The 18,388-nt window shown below is 38.5% G+C and carries 16 protein-coding genes; 11 read left to right on the top strand and 5 right to left on the bottom strand.

Features of this window, described 5'->3' with window-relative positions; genetic code table 11:
- From H5084_RS03725 to H5084_RS03700, 6 genes are read left to right on the top strand one after another with little or no spacing between them, the layout of a single operon-like run.
- On the top strand, positions 1-624 hold the full coding sequence (locus H5084_RS03725; RefSeq protein ID WP_182689578.1) for an aminodeoxychorismate/anthranilate synthase component II: 624 nt from the start codon (positions 1-3) through the stop codon (positions 622-624).
- The gene (trpD, locus tag H5084_RS03720) at positions 625-1,647 is read left to right on the top strand and encodes an anthranilate phosphoribosyltransferase (protein WP_182689577.1); all 1,023 of its coding nucleotides are present in this window, start codon (positions 625-627) and stop codon (positions 1,645-1,647) included. It abuts the gene before it with no gap.
- The gene (gene trpCF / locus H5084_RS03715; protein ID WP_037072127.1) at positions 1,640-3,061 is read left to right on the top strand and encodes a bifunctional indole-3-glycerol-phosphate synthase TrpC/phosphoribosylanthranilate isomerase TrpF; all 1,422 of its coding nucleotides are present in this window, start codon (positions 1,640-1,642) and stop codon (positions 3,059-3,061) included. Before trpD ends, trpCF begins: the two co-directional genes overlap by 8 nt.
- Positions 3,062-3,081: 20 nt before the next feature.
- A complete protein-coding gene (trpB, locus tag H5084_RS03710; RefSeq protein WP_028869967.1) occupies positions 3,082-4,269 on the top strand; it encodes a tryptophan synthase subunit beta in 1,188 nt (395 codons plus the stop codon).
- 14 nt (positions 4,270-4,283) lie between these two features.
- The gene (gene trpA, locus H5084_RS03705; RefSeq protein ID WP_182689644.1) at positions 4,284-5,093 is read left to right on the top strand and encodes a tryptophan synthase subunit alpha; all 810 of its coding nucleotides are present in this window, start codon (positions 4,284-4,286) and stop codon (positions 5,091-5,093) included.
- Between the two features lie 39 nt (positions 5,094-5,132).
- A complete protein-coding gene (locus tag H5084_RS03700) occupies positions 5,133-5,702 on the top strand; it encodes a septation protein A (RefSeq protein WP_028869965.1) in 570 nt (189 codons plus the stop codon).
- 272 nt (positions 5,703-5,974) lie between these two features.
- On the opposite strand, the gene H5084_RS03695 is transcribed toward H5084_RS03700, so the two are convergent.
- The 5 genes from H5084_RS03695 to djlA form a co-directional block, all read right to left on the bottom strand.
- Positions 5,975-6,637 carry a hypothetical protein gene (locus H5084_RS03695; RefSeq protein ID WP_182689576.1) on the bottom strand — a complete coding sequence of 221 codons (663 nt, stop codon included), beginning with the start codon at positions 6,635-6,637 and terminating at the stop codon, positions 5,975-5,977.
- Between the two features lie 24 nt (positions 6,638-6,661).
- Positions 6,662-8,443 carry a substrate-binding domain-containing protein gene (locus H5084_RS03690; protein ID WP_182689575.1) on the bottom strand — a complete coding sequence of 594 codons (1,782 nt, stop codon included), beginning with the start codon at positions 8,441-8,443 and terminating at the stop codon, positions 6,662-6,664.
- A 261-nt stretch (positions 8,444-8,704) separates the two neighbouring features.
- Entirely contained in the window at positions 8,705-9,733 is a 1,029-nt protein-coding gene (dapD, locus tag H5084_RS03685) for a 2,3,4,5-tetrahydropyridine-2,6-dicarboxylate N-succinyltransferase (RefSeq protein WP_028869962.1), read from the bottom strand.
- A 637-nt stretch (positions 9,734-10,370) separates the two neighbouring features.
- A complete protein-coding gene (locus H5084_RS03680; RefSeq protein WP_182689574.1) occupies positions 10,371-10,922 on the bottom strand; it encodes a DUF2937 family protein in 552 nt (183 codons plus the stop codon).
- A gap of 1 nt (position 10,923) precedes the next feature.
- Positions 10,924-11,739, bottom strand: coding sequence for a co-chaperone DjlA (djlA, locus tag H5084_RS03675; protein ID WP_182689573.1), 816 nt, complete (start codon positions 11,737-11,739; stop codon positions 10,924-10,926).
- 221 nt (positions 11,740-11,960) lie between these two features.
- Between djlA and lptD the strand changes: the two genes are divergently transcribed.
- The 5 genes from lptD to H5084_RS03650 are packed head-to-tail and all read left to right on the top strand — an operon-like array spanning position 11,961 to position 18,353.
- Positions 11,961-14,363: an LPS assembly protein LptD gene (lptD, locus tag H5084_RS03670; RefSeq protein ID WP_028869960.1), complete on the top strand. Its 2,403-nt coding sequence runs from the start codon at positions 11,961-11,963 to the stop codon at positions 14,361-14,363.
- A 10-nt stretch (positions 14,364-14,373) separates the two neighbouring features.
- Positions 14,374-15,690, top strand: a complete 1,317-nt coding sequence (surA, locus tag H5084_RS03665; RefSeq protein WP_028869959.1) for a peptidylprolyl isomerase SurA — start codon at positions 14,374-14,376, stop codon at positions 15,688-15,690.
- Entirely contained in the window at positions 15,690-16,688 is a 999-nt protein-coding gene (gene pdxA / locus H5084_RS03660) for a 4-hydroxythreonine-4-phosphate dehydrogenase PdxA (protein ID WP_182689572.1), read from the top strand. Before surA ends, pdxA begins: the two co-directional genes overlap by 1 nt.
- Before the next feature lies 1 nt (position 16,689).
- Positions 16,690-17,505: a 16S rRNA (adenine(1518)-N(6)/adenine(1519)-N(6))-dimethyltransferase RsmA gene (rsmA, locus tag H5084_RS03655; RefSeq protein ID WP_028869957.1), complete on the top strand. Its 816-nt coding sequence runs from the start codon at positions 16,690-16,692 to the stop codon at positions 17,503-17,505.
- A gap of 35 nt (positions 17,506-17,540) precedes the next feature.
- Positions 17,541-18,353 (top strand): symmetrical bis(5'-nucleosyl)-tetraphosphatase, encoded by an 813-nt coding sequence (locus H5084_RS03650; protein WP_028869956.1) that lies wholly within the window; start codon positions 17,541-17,543, stop codon positions 18,351-18,353.
- The last annotated feature ends 35 nt before the right edge of the window (positions 18,354-18,388 follow it).

Here is an 18,388-nt window from a genome sequence, read left to right as displayed (position 1 = left end):
ATGACTATTCAAAGCAATCAAAATGCAGCCAAAGCAACCTTATTTTTTCTTGATAACTTTGACTCCTTTACATATAACCTAGTGGATCAGTTCAAAGCAGCGGGTTATCCGGTTAAAATTTATCGCAATAACCAAAGTGCGGAGAACATTAAAGCGCATATTGATGCCTGCGTAGGTGAAGTGGTCTTAGTCTTATCACCAGGCCCTGGCACGCCAAGTGCAGCGGGTTGTATGATAGATTTAATCACATTATGTAAAGGTCAAGTGCCTATTTTAGGTATATGTTTAGGCCATCAAGCATTAATAGAGCAGTATGGTGGTGTCGTTGGACAAGCGGATGAAATACAACATGGTAAGTCGTCTCTCATTCAGCACTGTGGAGATAAAATGTTTCAAGGTTTATCTCACCCCTTATCCGTTGCTCGTTACCATTCACTAGTGGGTACAACCGTGCCTGATAATTTACAAACTGTGGCAGAATATAATGGTATGTGTATGTCTATTTATCACCAACAAGATAAGGTGATCGGTTTTCAATTTCACCCAGAATCTATTTTAACCTGCGAAGGTGCACAGCTTTTAGAAAACAGTCTTAACTTACTGACTGAATCGGAGAAAAATTAAATGAGCCAATATGATGTACACCCGATTTTAGAACAACTTTATTTAGGGCAGTCACTGAGCGAACAACAAAGCCAAACCTTTTTTGAGCAAGTTGTATCAGGGCAGGTTGACCCAATCGTATTATCGTCAGTGATCACCGCATTAAAAATTAAAGGTGAAACACCCACTGAAATTACCGGCGCAGCGAAAGCGTTATTAGCACAGGCTAAAGTATTTCCTCGTCCTGATTACCCTTTTACCGATATCGTTGGTACCGGTGGTGATGGTTTAGGTACCATCAACATCTCGACTGCCAGTGCTTTTGTTGCAGCCGCTTGCGGAGTGAAAGTATGTAAGCATGGCAGTCGTAGCGTTTCTAGCAAATCAGGCTCATCGGACCTATTGGCTGCGTTTGGTATTAACCTCGAAATGTCACCACAAACGGCGCGCCAATGCTTGGATGATTTAAATGTTTGCTTTATTTTTGCACCTAGTTACCACGCAGGCATGCGTTTTGCGGGACCAGTTAGAGCTACTTTAAAAACACGCTCGATATTTAATGTGTTAGGTCCCTTAGTTAACCCGGCTCGCCCTGACTTTGAATTAATGGGTGTTTATGCGCCAGAGCTATTATTACCGATTGCGAAAGTCCATCAACAATTGGGCATGAAACGCGTAATGGTTGTGTATGGCAGTGGCTTAGATGAAGTTGCCTTACATGGCAGTACACAGGTTGCCGAGTTACATAATGGTGAAATAAAAGAGTACACATTAACGCCACTGGATTTTGGTGTTGAATCTTATCCTATTGAAAGTATTTTTGGTGGCACACCCGAAGAGAATAAAGTCATTATTGAACAAATATTGCAAGGTAAAGGCACTGAGGCACAGCAAGTCGCTGTAGCGATTAATGTCTCAGCCCTGTTAGTCTTAAATGGCAAAGCAGATAACTTTAAACAAGGAACGCAAATAGCATTAGCTAGCATGCAATCAGGTTTACCTCTTACATTACTCAAACAACTTGCGGAGCAAAGCAATGCTTAACGACCAAAGTTTACAAGATACTATTTTAGGCAAAATTGTTGATGACAAAATAATCTCAGTTGCCGCACGTAAAGTGAAACAGCCTTTAATTACCTTTAAAGATGATTTGGTGGAAAGTGACCGTCACTTTTACCAAGCATTAGATCAAGAGCACAGTGTATTTATTCTAGAATGTAAAAAGGCATCACCATCAAAGGGCCTGATCCGTGAAGATTTTGATTTAGAGTTAATTGCTAACGTTTATAAAAATTATGCATCTGCTATTTCAGTACTCACTGAGGAGAAGTACTTCCAAGGTGACTTAGAATATATCAATAAAGTACGTGAGCAAGTAACACAGCCTGTTATCTGTAAAGACTTCATTGTCGACCCATACCAAATCTACCTAGCTCGTTATTACCAAGCCGATGCTATTCTATTAATGCTCTCTGTATTAGATGATGATGCTTACCAAGCATACCGCGATACCGCACATAGCTTAAATATGGGAGTGCTAACCGAGGTTAGTAATGAACAAGAGTTGGTACGTGCAATCGCCTTAAATGCAAAAGTAATTGGCATTAATAATAGAGACTTACGTGATCTTACTATTGACTTAAATCGTACTAAAGAACTCGCAGTTAAAATTCCAAAAGATAGAATTATTATTTCTGAGTCAGGTATTTATAACCACCAGCAAGTAAAAGAATTAAGCAAATTCGCGAATGGTTTTTTAGTTGGCAGTTCAATCATGTCAAAAAACAATATTGACCGAGCGTGTAGAGAGCTGATTCTAGGTGAAAATAAAGTCTGTGGTTTAACACATGCCAGAGATGCAGCTGATGCACACAAAGCCGGTGCGGTTTATGGTGGTTTAATTTTTGTTGAGAAATCGCCACGCTTCATCGCTCTTGAACAAGCACGTTTAGTGATGCTAGGTGCACCTTTAAAGTATGTGGGTGTGTTCCAAGATGAAGAGATCGAACTAGTTGCTTACACTGCAAAAAGTTTAGGTTTGAGCGCAGTGCAATTACACGGTGATGAAACACCTAAATATGTTAAAGCACTATTGGCTGTATTACCAAAAAGCTGTGAAATATGGAAAGCACACGGCATTAGTGATAGCTTGCCTGCATTTGAAAAATACAATGTTAGTAAACACATCGTCGATACACGTGTTGGTAAGCAAAGTGGCGGCACAGGACAAGCTTTTGATTGGTCTCTGTTAACCCATGATGAAAGCGAACCGAACAAGATAGATAAAAGCAAGCTGATATTAGCCGGTGGGCTTAATCCAGACAATGCGCAACAAGCCGCTTTAATAGGTTGTGCAGGATTAGATTTTAATTCAGGTGTTGAATCTGAACCCGGTAAAAAAGACGCTGACAAATTAAATCGTAGCTTTGCTGCAATTCGTCGTTACATGCAACGATAAACGCTTTAGAAGGTAATAAAATGAAAACGTTAGACGCTTATTTTGGTGATTTTGGTGGTATGTACGTACCACAAATATTGGTTCCTGCATTAAAACAGCTTGAAACAGAGTTTTTAAAAGCACAGCAGGATGATGGATTTAAAGCAGAACTAGAAGAGTTATTGACTGAATATGCAGGACGCCCGACACCATTAACTTTATGCCGTAATTTAACCAAAGGTAAAAAAACTAAATTATACCTAAAACGTGAAGATTTATTACACGGTGGTGCACACAAAACAAATCAGGTATTAGGTCAAGCTTTACTGGCTAAACGCATGGGTAAAACTGAGATCATCGCAGAAACTGGCGCTGGACAACACGGTGTTGCAACGGCTTTAGCCTGTGCGCTACTAGGGCTTAAGTGTCGTGTTTATATGGGAGCGGTAGATTGTGAACGCCAAAAACCAAACATGTTCAGAATGCGCTTAATGGGTGCAGAAGTGATTCCAGTAACCTCCGGCTCAGCTACCTTAAAAGATGCCTGTAACGAAGCTTTACGAGACTGGGCTGGTAGTTACGAAAATTCACATTATTTATTAGGCACTGCAGCTGGACCACATCCATTCCCAACGATTGTACGTGAGTACCAAAAAGTGATTGGTGAAGAAGCGAAGCAACAATGTCTTCGTAAAGAAGGTATTCTACCAAATAAAGTGATAGCTTGTGTTGGTGGGGGATCAAATGCCATTGGTATTTTTTCAGACTTTATTGACGATAAAAACGTCGAGTTAATTGGTGTTGAACCTGGTGGTCATGGCATCGAGACCGGTGAACATGGTTGTCCGATCGCCTGTGGTACTAAGGGCATCTTCTTTGGTATGAAGTCGTTAATGATGCAGGATGATAACGGGCAAATTGAAGAGTCTTACTCAATTTCAGCTGGATTAGATTTCCCATCTGTAGGGCCACAACATGCACATTTGGCCAAAACAGGTCGAGCACAGTATGTGAATGCAACCGATGATGAAGCATTAATGGCGTTTAAAGCATTAGCTGAACAGGAAGGCATTATCCCCGCATTAGAATCTGCTCACGCGCTAGCACATGCATTAAAAATTATTGAACAGGATGATAAAGAGCAAATTATTATTGTTAACTTATCAGGCCGTGGTGATAAAGATATCTTTACCGTTGCTGATATTTTTGAAAAAAGAGGGATAATCTAATGACGCACGATTTAATGACGCAAAGATACGCACAATTATTTGATCGCCTAGCAGGTGCGAACCAAGGTGCATTTGTTCCCTTCGTCACTGTCGGTGATCCAAACCGTGAGCAATCATTAAGTATTATTAATACACTAATAGAAGCTGGTGCAGATGCACTAGAATTAGGCATTCCATTTTCAGATCCCGTTGCTGATGGTATCGTCATTCAAGATGCTTCAATTCGAGCGTTAGAGGCAGGCACCACACCACAGGTTTGTTTTGAAATAATTAAAGAGATCCGTACTCAACATCCACAGATACCTATTGGATTATTACTGTATGTGAACTTAGTCTATTGTAACGGTATAGAGAATTTCTATCAGCGCTGTAAAGAAGCTGGTGTTGACTCAATATTAATTGCAGACGTGCCATTACATGAAAGTGCACCATACCGTGCAGCTGCAGAGAAATTTGGCTTACAGCAAATATTTATTGCGCCACCTAATGGTGATAAAGCAACGTTGCAACAAGTAGCAGAGTATGGCCAAGGCTACACTTACCTATTAAGTCGTGCTGGTGTAACGGGGGCTGATGCAAAAGCGGGCATGCCCGTTGAACATATGCTTGAAACATTAGGCGAGTATGATGCACCACCATCGCTGTTAGGGTTTGGTATTTCACAACCTGAACAGGTCGCTAACGCGATTAAAGCAGGCGCGGCAGGTGCAATTTCTGGCTCAGCGGTAGTGAAAATAATCCAACGTAACCTTGATGATCCCGCTACAATGAAAACAGAAATGTTTGAATTTATTAGTGCAATGAAGGCCGCAACCTTCAAATAACGGACTATCATTATTTAATTTTTTAAAGAAGAGAGTGTCATGAAACAATTTTTTGAGTTTATTCCTTTAATTATCTTTTTTGCCGTGTATAAAATGGTCGACATTTATGCCGCAACGGGATCATTAATTGTAACAACAGGCTTATTGTTAGCTTACAATTACTTTAAGCACGGCAAAGCTGAAAAAATGCATATCATCACTTTCTTAATGGTGTTGGTGTTTGGCACATTAACGCTAATTTTGCATGATGATGTATTCATCAAATGGAAAGTCACCGTGGTATATGTGTTGTTTACCATTGCATTATTAGCTAGCCAATTTATCTTTAAAAAACCAATTCTTAAACAGATGCTAGGTAAAGAAATAACTTTGCCGGAAAAAGTATGGTCAACATTAAACATCGCTTGGGCAGTCTTTTTCTTAGCGCTAGGGTTAATTAATATCTATGTTGCATTTAGCCTAGAACAAGAAGTTTGGGTTAACTTTAAAGTGTTTGGATTGTTAGGAGCAACTTTAGTCTTTACCTTATTAAGTGGTTTGTATATTTATAAATACCTGCCTAGTGAAGATAAGAAGAAAAAAGTCGACGCTAAAAAAGAAGCGGAATAAAAACGTTTTTAACACTTTCGAGTGTCAACAAAAAGCCCGTTGTATAGCACTACACAACGGGCTTTTTGTTGGTAACAATTCCGATAAATAACAGCCCTTTGTTGAGAGTAAAAACACATCCTATCTGCCTTAGAAACATTGCAATGGGAGTAATACCAACTCCGCTAATTAATGGAACTGGTAATACCTATTTGACGTTATTTTTGTCTTATTTTATTTACAACAGCCCAATATTTAATCTCAGAGCTAATGAAATTAATATGACTGAATCATCACATAGCCGTTTGCTCTGTGAATAACTGCTGTGCTTTTAATTGCCATAATGGCGACAATTCACAGTAGAATAATAAGTTATCTTGATATTCAAGGTACACAAGCAGTCTTGTATCAATTTTTCCATTGGACTTTTTAAAGCTCTGTAAATCATAAAACAACGCCTTATAATCAACTTCTGAATTAGCACTCACCACCTTTACTAAATTTTGCAAAGACTGTAAATAAGTTAGTTGATGATAACCTTCATTATCTTCTTCGAAACTTGTCGAAAAATATGTAAGATCTTCTACTCCTGAAGATGGCTGTCGCTCAGGTAAGATTAAAGATTTTTTTGCACGTATTACATATTGTTGAAAGATAGTGGCTTCTGCCATTGGTAACGCACTAAAAAATAAAGCTAATCGCTCACTATTTAAAAAATAAGCTAATTGCGAGTGTTCATCTGACAAATAAAAACGTGTTAATGGTAAGCACTTATCTGCTAATAAATCCTCAATGGGCACATTTTGCTCCGCCATTAATTGCCGAGTTTTGGTAGAGACGACTTTTAAAAGATAAAGCGTGTCATCAATATTTTTATTAATGATGGCATTATCATGGCGACTTAAATCACTGAATAATGTCATCAAGTATTGTGATTTTTTTAATAAAATACTCATCGCATACCTATTATAAAAATGGGCTTAAAAAACCCACACCTCAACACGCCTATTTTTACTGCGACCGATTGCCGTTTTTGTTGAAGCAATAGGTAATTGTGAACCAAACCCTTCCACCGCAGTAATATTTAAACCGCGAGTTTGTAGCTCTCGCTCTACTATTTGGGCACGCTTTAGCGATAATAAAGATTGCTTGTCTTGTTCTTCTGATAGATCAGAGAACCCCATCAATACCACTCTAAGACCAGCATGTTGTCTTATGTATTCAACGACCCTCAGTAAATCATCTTTGCCTTTACTATCTAATTGATTACTGTCCTGTTGAAAGCGAAAATTCAAGGAAAGGCGTTGTGCTATCTCACCGTAATCATTATAAATTTGTGGGGCTTTCTTATTAGGGTAAATACCTTGTAATTGAATATTTTGAGAAACTAGGCCTACCTGCTCAACAATTTTTTGCCCCGCTGCCGAGGTCACAAAATGTGTAAAACGTTCAATAAATTCACTACTAGCAGCAGGTACATACAGGTTCAAACGTCTACTTAAAGGATAATCCTCTGTACTCACCGTAAATTGTGTGGGGTAAATAGGAGGAGAAGTAATGGATGCCGCTATCGATAACGCCTTACTGTTATTAATATAGGGTAAGCCTATAAAACCAATACCAGCCTGATCCTGTGCAATTAAATCGGACAGTTTACTACTAGACTGATAACGACTCGCATTCGACGATAAGATGCTATCGCCTTCACTAAAAACTATACTTTTAAAACTATCCCAGGTGCCTGAGTTCAGATCTCGTGCATAAACATTAATACTTAGGTCCTCGCCACCTAGTTGTTCCCAATTATTAATCTCACCTGAAAAAATGTCTGCTAGCTGTAATAAGGTTAGTGAATTCAGTGAGTTCTTCTTATTTACAATGATAGCAACGCCATCCAGACTGATAATCACTTCGCTACCAGCTAAACCAAGGTTGCCATACTGTGCCTTTAATAACGCCACTTCGTCGTCTTTAATTTTCCGAGATGAAATAGCCAAATCAGCAACCCCATTTGCTAAGTCTTTAAATGCAGTTGATGATCCGTGAGCTTGCAGTTCAATTTCATAGGCTTGGTTGTTATGAATATATTGTAATTGGCGATCTACCTCTGAATCCCCTTTTATCCAGCGCATTTCAGACACCCCCAATGTTTTTAAATATGCAGTTAATAGAGCAGGTGCAAGATGCTCCCCTATTGTATTTGAACCATGTAAGCGCATAGTAAGCTTTGCATTATCAACAGGTAATTGAATAGTTGGTGCTAAATGAACAGCAGGAGCGGCTTCAGCTAATAAGCTATCTAAAATATTTGGGGAAGAGTGTTGAGTTGAAACAGGCCCTGACAAAACAGTGACTTGCAATATATTTGTCTGCAATAAAACGATAAAGATAAATATGATACTCGCCAGCAGTAAAATAACAAAAGAAGATTTATTAAGCGTATGCTCTTTTATCGCAATAGCATGTTTAATACGCTGCTTATTACGTTCAACGGTTGCATCTTGCTTACTTACATTGCCACTTACCGGCTGAATATCGATATACACAGCAGTTTGCTGCAATGATTTCACTTGTGCGGTAACTTGTTCATGACCTAAGCTCAGTAACTCATCAAAAACGTTTAGCCTATACACAGTGTCATGTACTAATTTATCGATCGGCAACTGAATATCAAAGGCTCGACTCAATGTTGCCTTGAGTTTGATCAGTTTATTTTTGAAGTCCACATTCAATGTTAATGATGTTTTATTATTGGCTGACATTTACGCTTCCCCTCGCGCTTTGCTTAGCAAGTATGATATAGATCTCGCATGACAATCATGTGACGTTTTAAGATGCTAACGCGAGAAAAGGCTATGTATATGAAAGTGGAAGAATTTTATAAAAAGGAATACAGCAATTTAAAAATAGATGGGTAAAAAATAAATAGGTAAAAAATAGACGAACATAAAAAAGGCTACTCAATAGTAGCCTCGATTACTCAATGCATAATAAAAATATTGCTCAGAACAATAATGAGAATATTAGTTAGAATGTAACATGCTGTTTAATTCTACAGCGCTTTTATTAACGAGACATTCAATTTGACCTGTCGTTGAATTACGACGGAATAATAAGTCATCTTTATTAGCTAAATCTCGTGCTTTAACAAATCCAGCGTCATTACCTTCGTTATCTAACATTTTAACTTTAGAACCCGCTGTAACGTATAAACCAGACTCAATAGTACAACGGTTACCCAGTGGGAAGCCTAAACCAGCATTAGCACCTAATAAGCTATTTTCGCCAATAGCGACAACCATTTTACCACCGCCAGACAGTGTACCCATAATAGAAGCGCCACCACCGATATCACTTCCTTCACCAACCATAACACCCGCTGAAATACGACCTTCAACCATGCTAACACCCGCTGTACCTGCATTAAAGTTAATGAAACCTTCATGCATCACTGTGGTACCTTCACCAACATGAGCGCCTAAACGTACGCGTGAAGTGTCAGCAATACGCACCCCAGCAGGAACTACGTAATCAACCATTTTAGGGAATTTATCAACACAATCTACAATGATAGTTTTGCCTTTTAAGCGCGCTTTCATTTGACGATCTTTAAGCTCAGGTAAGTCGATAGCACCCTTGTTTGTCCATGCGATATTGTGCAATAAACCAAAAATACCGTCTAACACTACGCCGTGTGGTTTAACTAAACGATGAGAGATAAGTTGCAGTTTCAAATAACCTTCAGCAACACTCTGTGGTGCTTCGTCAGTGGCTAAAATAACTAACACTAATGTTTGTTTTGATTTAGCTGCTGCAACTGCAAAATCTGCATTATCTGCATCGTCTTCACCATTAAAAGCCGCAGCCAGTTGTTCTGCAATAGCGGGTTTAATTTCGATAACTTGATTGCCACCTTCATATCCAGCAATTGCACCAATAGTTGCAACTAGATCTTCGTTTGGATTTAAAATTGGGTTTGGAAAAAATGCTTCGATGATTTTTTGGTCACGATTTTTAGTCGCTGTACCAAACGCAAGTGAAAATGTAGACATGTATTAAGCTCCGATTTAAGGTCTATTCGGTGAAACACCGTAATTGATTACTAAAATGATAAATAGCCAATAATAGAGAAGCACTACGATAGATGCAAAACTAAAATGTTATAAAAGCGAATTAATTAGTCTAGTCACGATAGAGAAACGAAGTTATATCTATACCCGTTATCAATCGAGATGCTTTATTCAGTCGTTAGCTTGGACAGCAAGGCAAGGCGTAACATGATGACAATGCCTAGTCCTTATCGGATGTAACAACGCTGAATTGCTTTTCGAGCTAACGACCCACAGGGCAAGTTGTGAGGCAAGTATCTTCGTTGTTAGAAAGTATTGATTGAACTAGTTAGATCTTCAACTTCCTGCCTAGAAGCTACTCACCTCACAACTTGCTGAACTTTGCATCTTGAATGGTAACGGGTGTACATAGGTTGCTTTTTCAAGATTCATTAATCCATTCAAAGTATAATATTCGGTAAAAAGAAGGGTTGTGTTGCTTATCGGTTATGAGAGTGAGCATTTTCATCACCATTTATACCTTTATAACGACGACTTCTAAAATCAAATAGCCGAGTGCCTTTTCATTCATTAGCTTTCATGACATAAAGTAAAAAAGCCATTAAATGAAAAGAAAAGTTTATAAACCTATTTTTCTGGTTTGTTTTTTACGCTTTCTTTTACAATAAGAAAAAGCACGATAACAACCATATTTACTGAAGGATAATAATATTTCTAATAACAACATCATTGACACCGCAGCAACAACCCCCACTAAAATAGCCTGTTGATTAAGTAACACATTAGCTTGGTAACCTGTCCACGTTTCGTTAACAATAGGATCTTTGACTTGTTGCGATAATTCCCCTAATCGATACCAAATAGGCTGATTTAAATTATCTATTTTTTGTTGTAAAAATTGCACTCGTGAATAAGTATTTTCTATAACCAATGCTTCTTCACGGTACAGGCTATCTTTACTACTTTTATGTTTTGTAATGAGTGCGTTCAAATCACTAGCAAAATATTTATCTGCAAGCGATTGAAATTCAGCTAACTGCTGTTGCGCTTCAACAAAATGCCCCTGCAAACGCAATTCATATTGTTGTAAAAAGTTCGGTAACTGTAAACCTAATAGTAAGCTAATAGTAAATACTAGCTGTAAACTATAACGTTTTAATACCGATAGCATGTTATTTAAAGCCTCGGCTGCTACGCAGTACTTCATAGGCTTTTTGAATATCTTGCGCTTTCTCTTTAGCTAATTGCATCATCTCTTCCGGTAGCCCCTTGGAAGCGAGTTTATCAGGATGGTTTTGACTCATTAACTTGCGATAGGCTCGTTTCACTTCTTTGTCCGTGGCTGTACTTTCAACCCCTAGTACTTGATAAGCATCATCTTCAACTTCTGCTTTATTATATTGCTGACCACCCTGCTTACCCTGATGGAAGTGTTGCTGCCCTTGAATCATTTGAATCAAACGGTCTAATTCGAAACGTGAAAAATTTAGATTTTCGGCAATGGTGTACAACAAGGCTTTTTCGTTATCATCAATCACACCATCTGAATAAGCAACTTGTACTTGAATCGCTAAAAACATTTGTAGGACATTACGTTCACCGTGCAATTTACGTACAAATTCTTGCAATGTTTCTACTAGTGCAAAGTCAGCACTTTTACCACTGGTGAAGGCATGTTGAGCTTGCGATCTTGCATCACCGTGCAAATTCATTTGGTCCATATATGCATTGGCGACTTGAATATCGGTTTGAGTGACTTGTCCCTTTGCTTTGGCAACGTGTCCCATCACCGAAAAAGCGGTTTCAAAAAACGCTTTTTGTTTATCCGCACTGTTGGTTCGTCCACCTAACATGCCATCGCGCATATTAAAGTTACGTCCGACGGCCACATCAAAACGATGCCCTAACCAAACGCCTAACAGCAGGCCAAAGAAGTGACCAAACATAAATCCAAAAAAACCACCTAATAACTTGCCCCATATGCGCATAATTAATCATTACCTTTAAATTAAGAAAATATTGAATTTTTCTATTATTTTGACTAACTATGTGAAGATTTACCAATTATTTGTAATAAATAGCCAAAATACTCGTGTATTAGCCAATCAAAGATTGGAGACAGCAAAAGATTACTTTATTATAAGGGGTTATATTGTTGTTTCTGCTTAGCGTTTCCTTTTTCTTTCTAAGCCCTTGTAGTGAGTTATTAATGTTAAAACTAATCCCCTTATTATTTGTCTTATCTCCAGTTGCTAGTGCCGTTGCGCAGGAAATTGAAAATAAAAACACCTCTGCAACGCAAAGTAATACTGATAGTAGTGCTAGCACCAAGAGCGATGCAATAACTAAGATTGCCAGCTTAGAAGAAAAATCAGCGCCACGTGACGTACAAGTGTTCTTTAGGCAGTGCTATAGCCAAGTCCCTCCCGTCACGACACGTAATAATAATCTAGATAAAAACCAAATTCCAATCAGCATCAATGCCAATTCATTACGCGGTGTTAATGGCGAGATAATTTATCAAGGTGATGTCAATGTGGTTCAAGGTGAAAAGAGCCTCGATGCAGACCGATTAATTTATAACCGCAATACTGAACAAGCAAATGCAATCGGCAATGCGCGCTATGTTGATGGACAAATCACCCTTTTAGCCGACCAAATAGATACTAATTTAAAAACCGATGAAGCATCGTTATTACAGACACAGTATCAGTTTCACGGGCAGTCTGGTCGTGGTAATGCAGATCGCGTGTATGATAATGGTCAAGGTTTTTATGAGTTAAATTCTTCTAGTTACACAGCGTGCCCACCGGGTGATATTACTTGGAGCATCGATTCTTCGACCTTATACATTGACAAAGAAAATGATATGGGGACAGCTTACAACGCAGTATTAAGAATAAAGGATGTGCCAGTATTTTACTTCCCTTATATCAGCTACCCTTTATCCGACACGCGAAAAACCGGACTTTTATTTCCAAAATATGAGTTTTCATCAGTGAATGGATTTTCTTACAGCCAACCTCTGTACCTAAATTTAACATCCAATCAAGATGCAACCATCACACCGACTTATATGGAAAACCGGGGTCTATTAGTAGCGACTGAATATCGTTATTTATTTGATATTGGTTCAGGTCAAATTCAAACTGAATATCTTGCGGATGATCGAATACGCGAAGACGATGATGGCGATTTAATTGGAAAACGCTATTTATTTCATTTTGAACATCAAGTTAATTTTTCACAAGACTGGGCTTTTGAGGCAGATTACAACAAAGTCAGTGATGATTATTATTTCACCGATATTGATACCGAATACGGTACCAGTACAGATAACCAATTATTACAAACCGCTAAATTAAGTTATACAAAAAGTAATTGGAATAGTGAGCTGGAAGTACGCGACTTTCAAATATTAGGCGATGACGATACCCCACATATTGTATTACCTAAATTAGCCATAAATGCATACCAGCCGCTTAACTGGAAAAGTCTACAGTTTGATTGGTATTCAGAAGTCACGCGTTTTGAACACAGTGATAGTGAGGTGTATACCGGTACGCGTATCCATGCTGAACCAAAGCTATCTTTACCCCTGTATTACGATTCTCTATTTATCAATACTGAACTAAAATACATGCTTAGCGTCTATCAACAGGATCTAGAAAACGCAACAAAGTACAGTTGGTATGATGAGTTAGATGAGTCTGTTGTTCGCTACCTTCCGTCATTTAAAATACATTCAGGTATCAACTTAGAACGCGACTTTTCAGTATTTGGTAATGATTACCGACAAACATTAGTACCGCAAATGCAGTATTTATATGTGCCATACCAAAATCAATCAGATATTGGTTTATACGATACAACAACATTACAACAAGATTATTACGGCTTATTTCGAGATAATCGTTATTCTGGGTATGACCGCATTGCCGAAGCGAATCAAATCACAGTGGGGGTTTCAAGTAGCTTCTTAAATGAACAAGGTGAAGAAAAATTACGTTTTGCTATTGGACAAAATTATTATTTATCGAAATCTCGTACCGTATTACCAACCGATGACGATGATGACAGTCAATCTGTCAGCCGTTCTTCAATTATTGCTGAGTTTGATGTTAACTTTGAAAATGATTATTTCCTGCATGCAGGTGTAGAGTGGGACAGTGATGAAAACCTCCTTAAACGTGCGAATACTACGTTTGAGAAACGTTGGGCTTACAATACATTTATGCAGTTAAGCTACCGTTATTATAAAGAAGATGAAGATGCAGAATGGGATGAAATTGTTAACCAACTTGGTAGTAAAGTAAACTGGTCAATCAACACGCAATGGTCAGCCTATGCGAGTTATTATTATGACCTTGAATTTGAAAATAGTTATGAAAGTATCATCGGTATTAAATACCAGTCTTGTTGTTGGGCTCTTGGTTTAAGTTACGATAAACATATGCAGTCTTATTATGGAACAGAGTCTGATTTTAACGATGATATGGAAACAGAAAATAGCATTAACTTAACGATTGAATTAATGGGGTTAGGTGGTGTCGGTTATTCAGATAGTGAAGATGGTTTATTCGACTACGGTCGTCCATTTTATTTAAAGTAATGGGTAAAAAATGAAATTAACAAAACAATTTTTAAGTGTATTAATCTTAGCGAGTACTTTACCTCAATTGGCAACGGCTGCGGAAGTACAACTAGATAAGATTGAAGCAGTAGTAAACAAAGAACTAATCTTAAGCAGTGATATGAGTAACCTTAAGCGTGACTTAATTACTCGCTATCAAGAGAGTGGTCAAACGCTGCCGGATCCAAAAAATATTGATAAGCAAATTCTTGATAAATTAATCAGTGATAAATTACAGTTACAAATTGCAGAACGTATAGGCTTGCGCATCAGTGATGCACAACTTGATCAAACCATTACCGAAATGGCGAAAAAGCAAAATAAAACATTAAACGAATTACGTGCCGATATAGAGGCATCGGGCATCAACTATAAGGCATTCGTTGCTAACATTCGTGATGAATTGACGATTAATGAAGTGCGTCAAGTGCAGGTTCGCCGCCGTATCAATATCTCTGATCAAGAAGTTCAACAAGTTGTTGATCGTATTAAAGAGCAAGGTGAGCAAACGACTGAGTTTCATTTTGCACATATTTTACTTAAGTTATCACCGGAAGCGTCTGAAGAGAAACGAACTGCGGTAACCAATGAAGCGAACTCGTTAGTACAAAAAATAGAGAATGGTGCTGATATCAAACAGCTAGCGATTGCCAATTCTGAAGGCCCAAAGGCCTTAGAAGGCGGCGATTGGGGATGGCGTAAGCTAGATTCAATTCCAAGTTTATTTGTAGAAAATTTACAAGAGAGCAATAAAAAAGGCGATATCATTGGCCCTTTCAATACCAGAATGGGAGTACATATCATTCAAGTGCTAGATAAAAAAGGGAATGATAACGTGATCACAGAAGAAGTGAATGCACGTCATATTCTGGTTAAACCCACTATCATTTTGAGTGATGAAAAAGCCAAGTTATTGTTAACAACTTTACGTCAGCAAATATTATCAGGCACAAAAACCTTTGATGAATTAGCCAAAGAGTATTCTCAAGATCCTGGTTCTGCCGTAAAAGGTGGTGAACTAGGTTGGGCAGATCCAAACATGTATGTGCCTGAATTTCGTGATTTAGCACAAGAACAAGCAATCGGTGAAATCAGTCAACCCTTCCATACAATGCATGGCTGGCATATTCTTCAAGTACTTGATAAACGCGAATCTGATACGACTGAAAATGCCACTAAGCAAAAAGCTTACAGTATGTTATTTAGACAACGCTTTCCTGCTGAGGCTTACGCTTGGTTAAATGAGATACGCCAAGAAGCGTATATCAAGATTAATAACCCTGCTTATATTATTGAGGAAGAATAATGTTACCTCGTATTATTGTCACCGCTGGTGAACCGAGCGGAATTGGTCCTGATTTAGTTTTACAATTAGCGGAACAGACTTGGCCCGCTGAACTGGTTATTTGTGCAGACTTAACACTATTAAAAGAGCGAGCACAGCATTTAAATAAAAATATTACTTTTATTGAATATGATGTCGAAAAGCCTCAAGCGGAACCGCTCTTAGGTCAATTAACCGTAGCTCATATTGCGACTGACGTCCCCGTGAAAATGGGACAACTTGATGCTCGCAATGGTGAATACGTTTTAGAAACCTTACGTTTTGCAAGCCAAGGCTGTTTAAATGGTGAGTTTTCTGCGGTGGTTACAGCACCAGTACATAAAGGCATTATCAATGACGCCGGTGTTACCTTTAGCGGCCATACTGAATTTTTTGCTGAGCAAGCTAACGTAGATTTAGTAGTAATGATGCTTGCAACAACGGGTTTACGTGTTGCCTTAGCAACCACGCATTTACCACTTTCTGCCGTGCCCAGCGCAATAACAGAACCCTTATTAGCGAATATTATTACAATTTTAAATGCTGAATTAAAAGAAAAATACGGTATTAAACAGCCGACTATCTATGTGTGTGGCTTAAACCCACACGCAGGGGAAGGAGGTCATATGGGCAGAGAAGAAATAGATACCATTGAACCTGCACTAGACAACCTTCGCGCACAAGGTATTCAGTTAGTGGGCCCACTGCCTGCTGACACTTTATTTCAAGATAAATACTTACAACATGCCGATGCGGTATTAGCCATGTATCACGACCAAGGTCTACCTGTTTTAAAATATAAAGGTTTTGGTCGCTCCGTTAATATCACATTAGGCTTACCATTTATACGCACATCGGTTGACCATGGCACCGCATTAGATCTAGCAGGAACAGGCAAAGCTGACTCAGGTAGTTTATTATGTGCAGTCAACGAAGCTATTACCATGGTCCAAAGTAACATCAACAAGGTTAATGAATAAAATGAATGATAAAACCCACCTAGGCCATACCGCTCGTAAACGATTTGGACAAAATTTCTTACACGACGATTACATTATCGATTCAATTGTGGCAGCAATAGCGCCACAACCTGACGATAACATTGTAGAAATTGGTCCCGGTTTAGGCGCATTAACAGAGCCTGTGGCACGTAAAGTAAACTGCTTAAATGTAGTGGAATTAGACCGTGATTTAGCAGCGCGTTTAGAACAGCACCCTACGTTACGTGATAAATTAAAAATAACCCAAGCTGATGCCATGCGTTTTGACTTTGGACAATTAGTGCAAGGTGACAAACAATTACGAGTGTTTGGTAACTTACCGTACAACATATCAACGCCTTTAATGTTCCACCTATTTGAGTTTGCAGACAAAATTTCTGACATGCACTTCATGCTGCAAAAAGAAGTAGTTAACCGTTTATGTGCAGGTCCAGATTGTAAAGCTTACGGACGTTTAAGTGTAATGGCACAATACTACTGTAATGTTATTCCTGTATTAGAAGTGCCGCCTACGGCTTTTAAACCCGCACCTAAAGTTGATTCTGCAGTAGTAAGGTTAGAGCCTTACGATACACCACCTTTTGTTGCTAAGAGCATGAAAGTATTAAACCAAGTTTGTTCGATGGCCTTTAACCAACGCCGTAAAACAGTTCGTAATGGTTGGAGAGATCTATTAACTGCTGAAGAATTAACTGACCTTGGTATTAATATTGGCCACCGCGCAGAAAACATCTCTGTTGAAGAGTATGTGCGTGTTGCAAACTATGTTTATGACCGCCTACAAAAAGAAGTTTAGAGCTCAATAACAATTTTTAATAGGATCAAATAACGATGGCAACTTATATAGTTGGTGACATTCAAGGTTGTTATGACGAATTGATACAGCTTCTATCTTTGGCCAATTTTGATCCAAAAAATGATGAGTTATGGGTTGCTGGCGATTTAGTCGCTCGTGGCCCTAAATCATTGCAAACATTACGCTACCTTAAAAAGTTAAAGGCAAAAGTGATTCTAGGTAATCATGATTTGCACTTATTAGCGACGGCTTTGGGCATTCATAAACCCAAAGAAAAAGACAAAATATCCCCTATTTTAGAAGCGGATGACAGTCAGCAGCTTCTAACATGGTTACGTAATCAGCCTTTGTTATTAGAGCATCCTGAACATAAGTTTATTATGGTGCATGCAGGTATATTACCTTCTTGGACAATTCCACAAGCAAAACAATTCGCCAAAGAAGTTGAACAACAATTGCATGGGGAAGATTACCAATCACTGCTTAAAAACATGTACGGTAACCACCCGACTAAATGGCACCCTTCACTTTCAGGCATTGAACGAATACGCTACATTATCAATGTGTTCACACGTATGCGTTATTGCACTTTAAATGGCGAGTTGGAGTTTTATAACAAACTATCGCCAGCAGAAACAGATAGCAATGTATTAAAACCTTGGTTCGAAATAACGCCAAGAGATCATACTCAACCTATCTTATTTGGTCACTGGGCTGCATTATTAGGCCAAACAAATCAACCAAACTTGTATGCATTAGATACGGGTTGTGTCTGGGGAAACAGTCTTACCATGATACGTTGGCAAGATAAGAAACTATTTTCATTATCCTGCCCCGCATACGGTTAATACCAATCTGGATAAATAAATGGTCTATTTAGGCG

This window comes from Psychromonas sp. SR45-3 (assembly GCF_014163575.1).
GTDB classification, from domain to species: domain Bacteria; phylum Pseudomonadota; class Gammaproteobacteria; order Enterobacterales; family Psychromonadaceae; genus Psychromonas; species Psychromonas arctica.
Note: the sequence above shows the minus strand (reverse complement) of the source record. Positions and strands in the feature narration are given on the sequence as shown.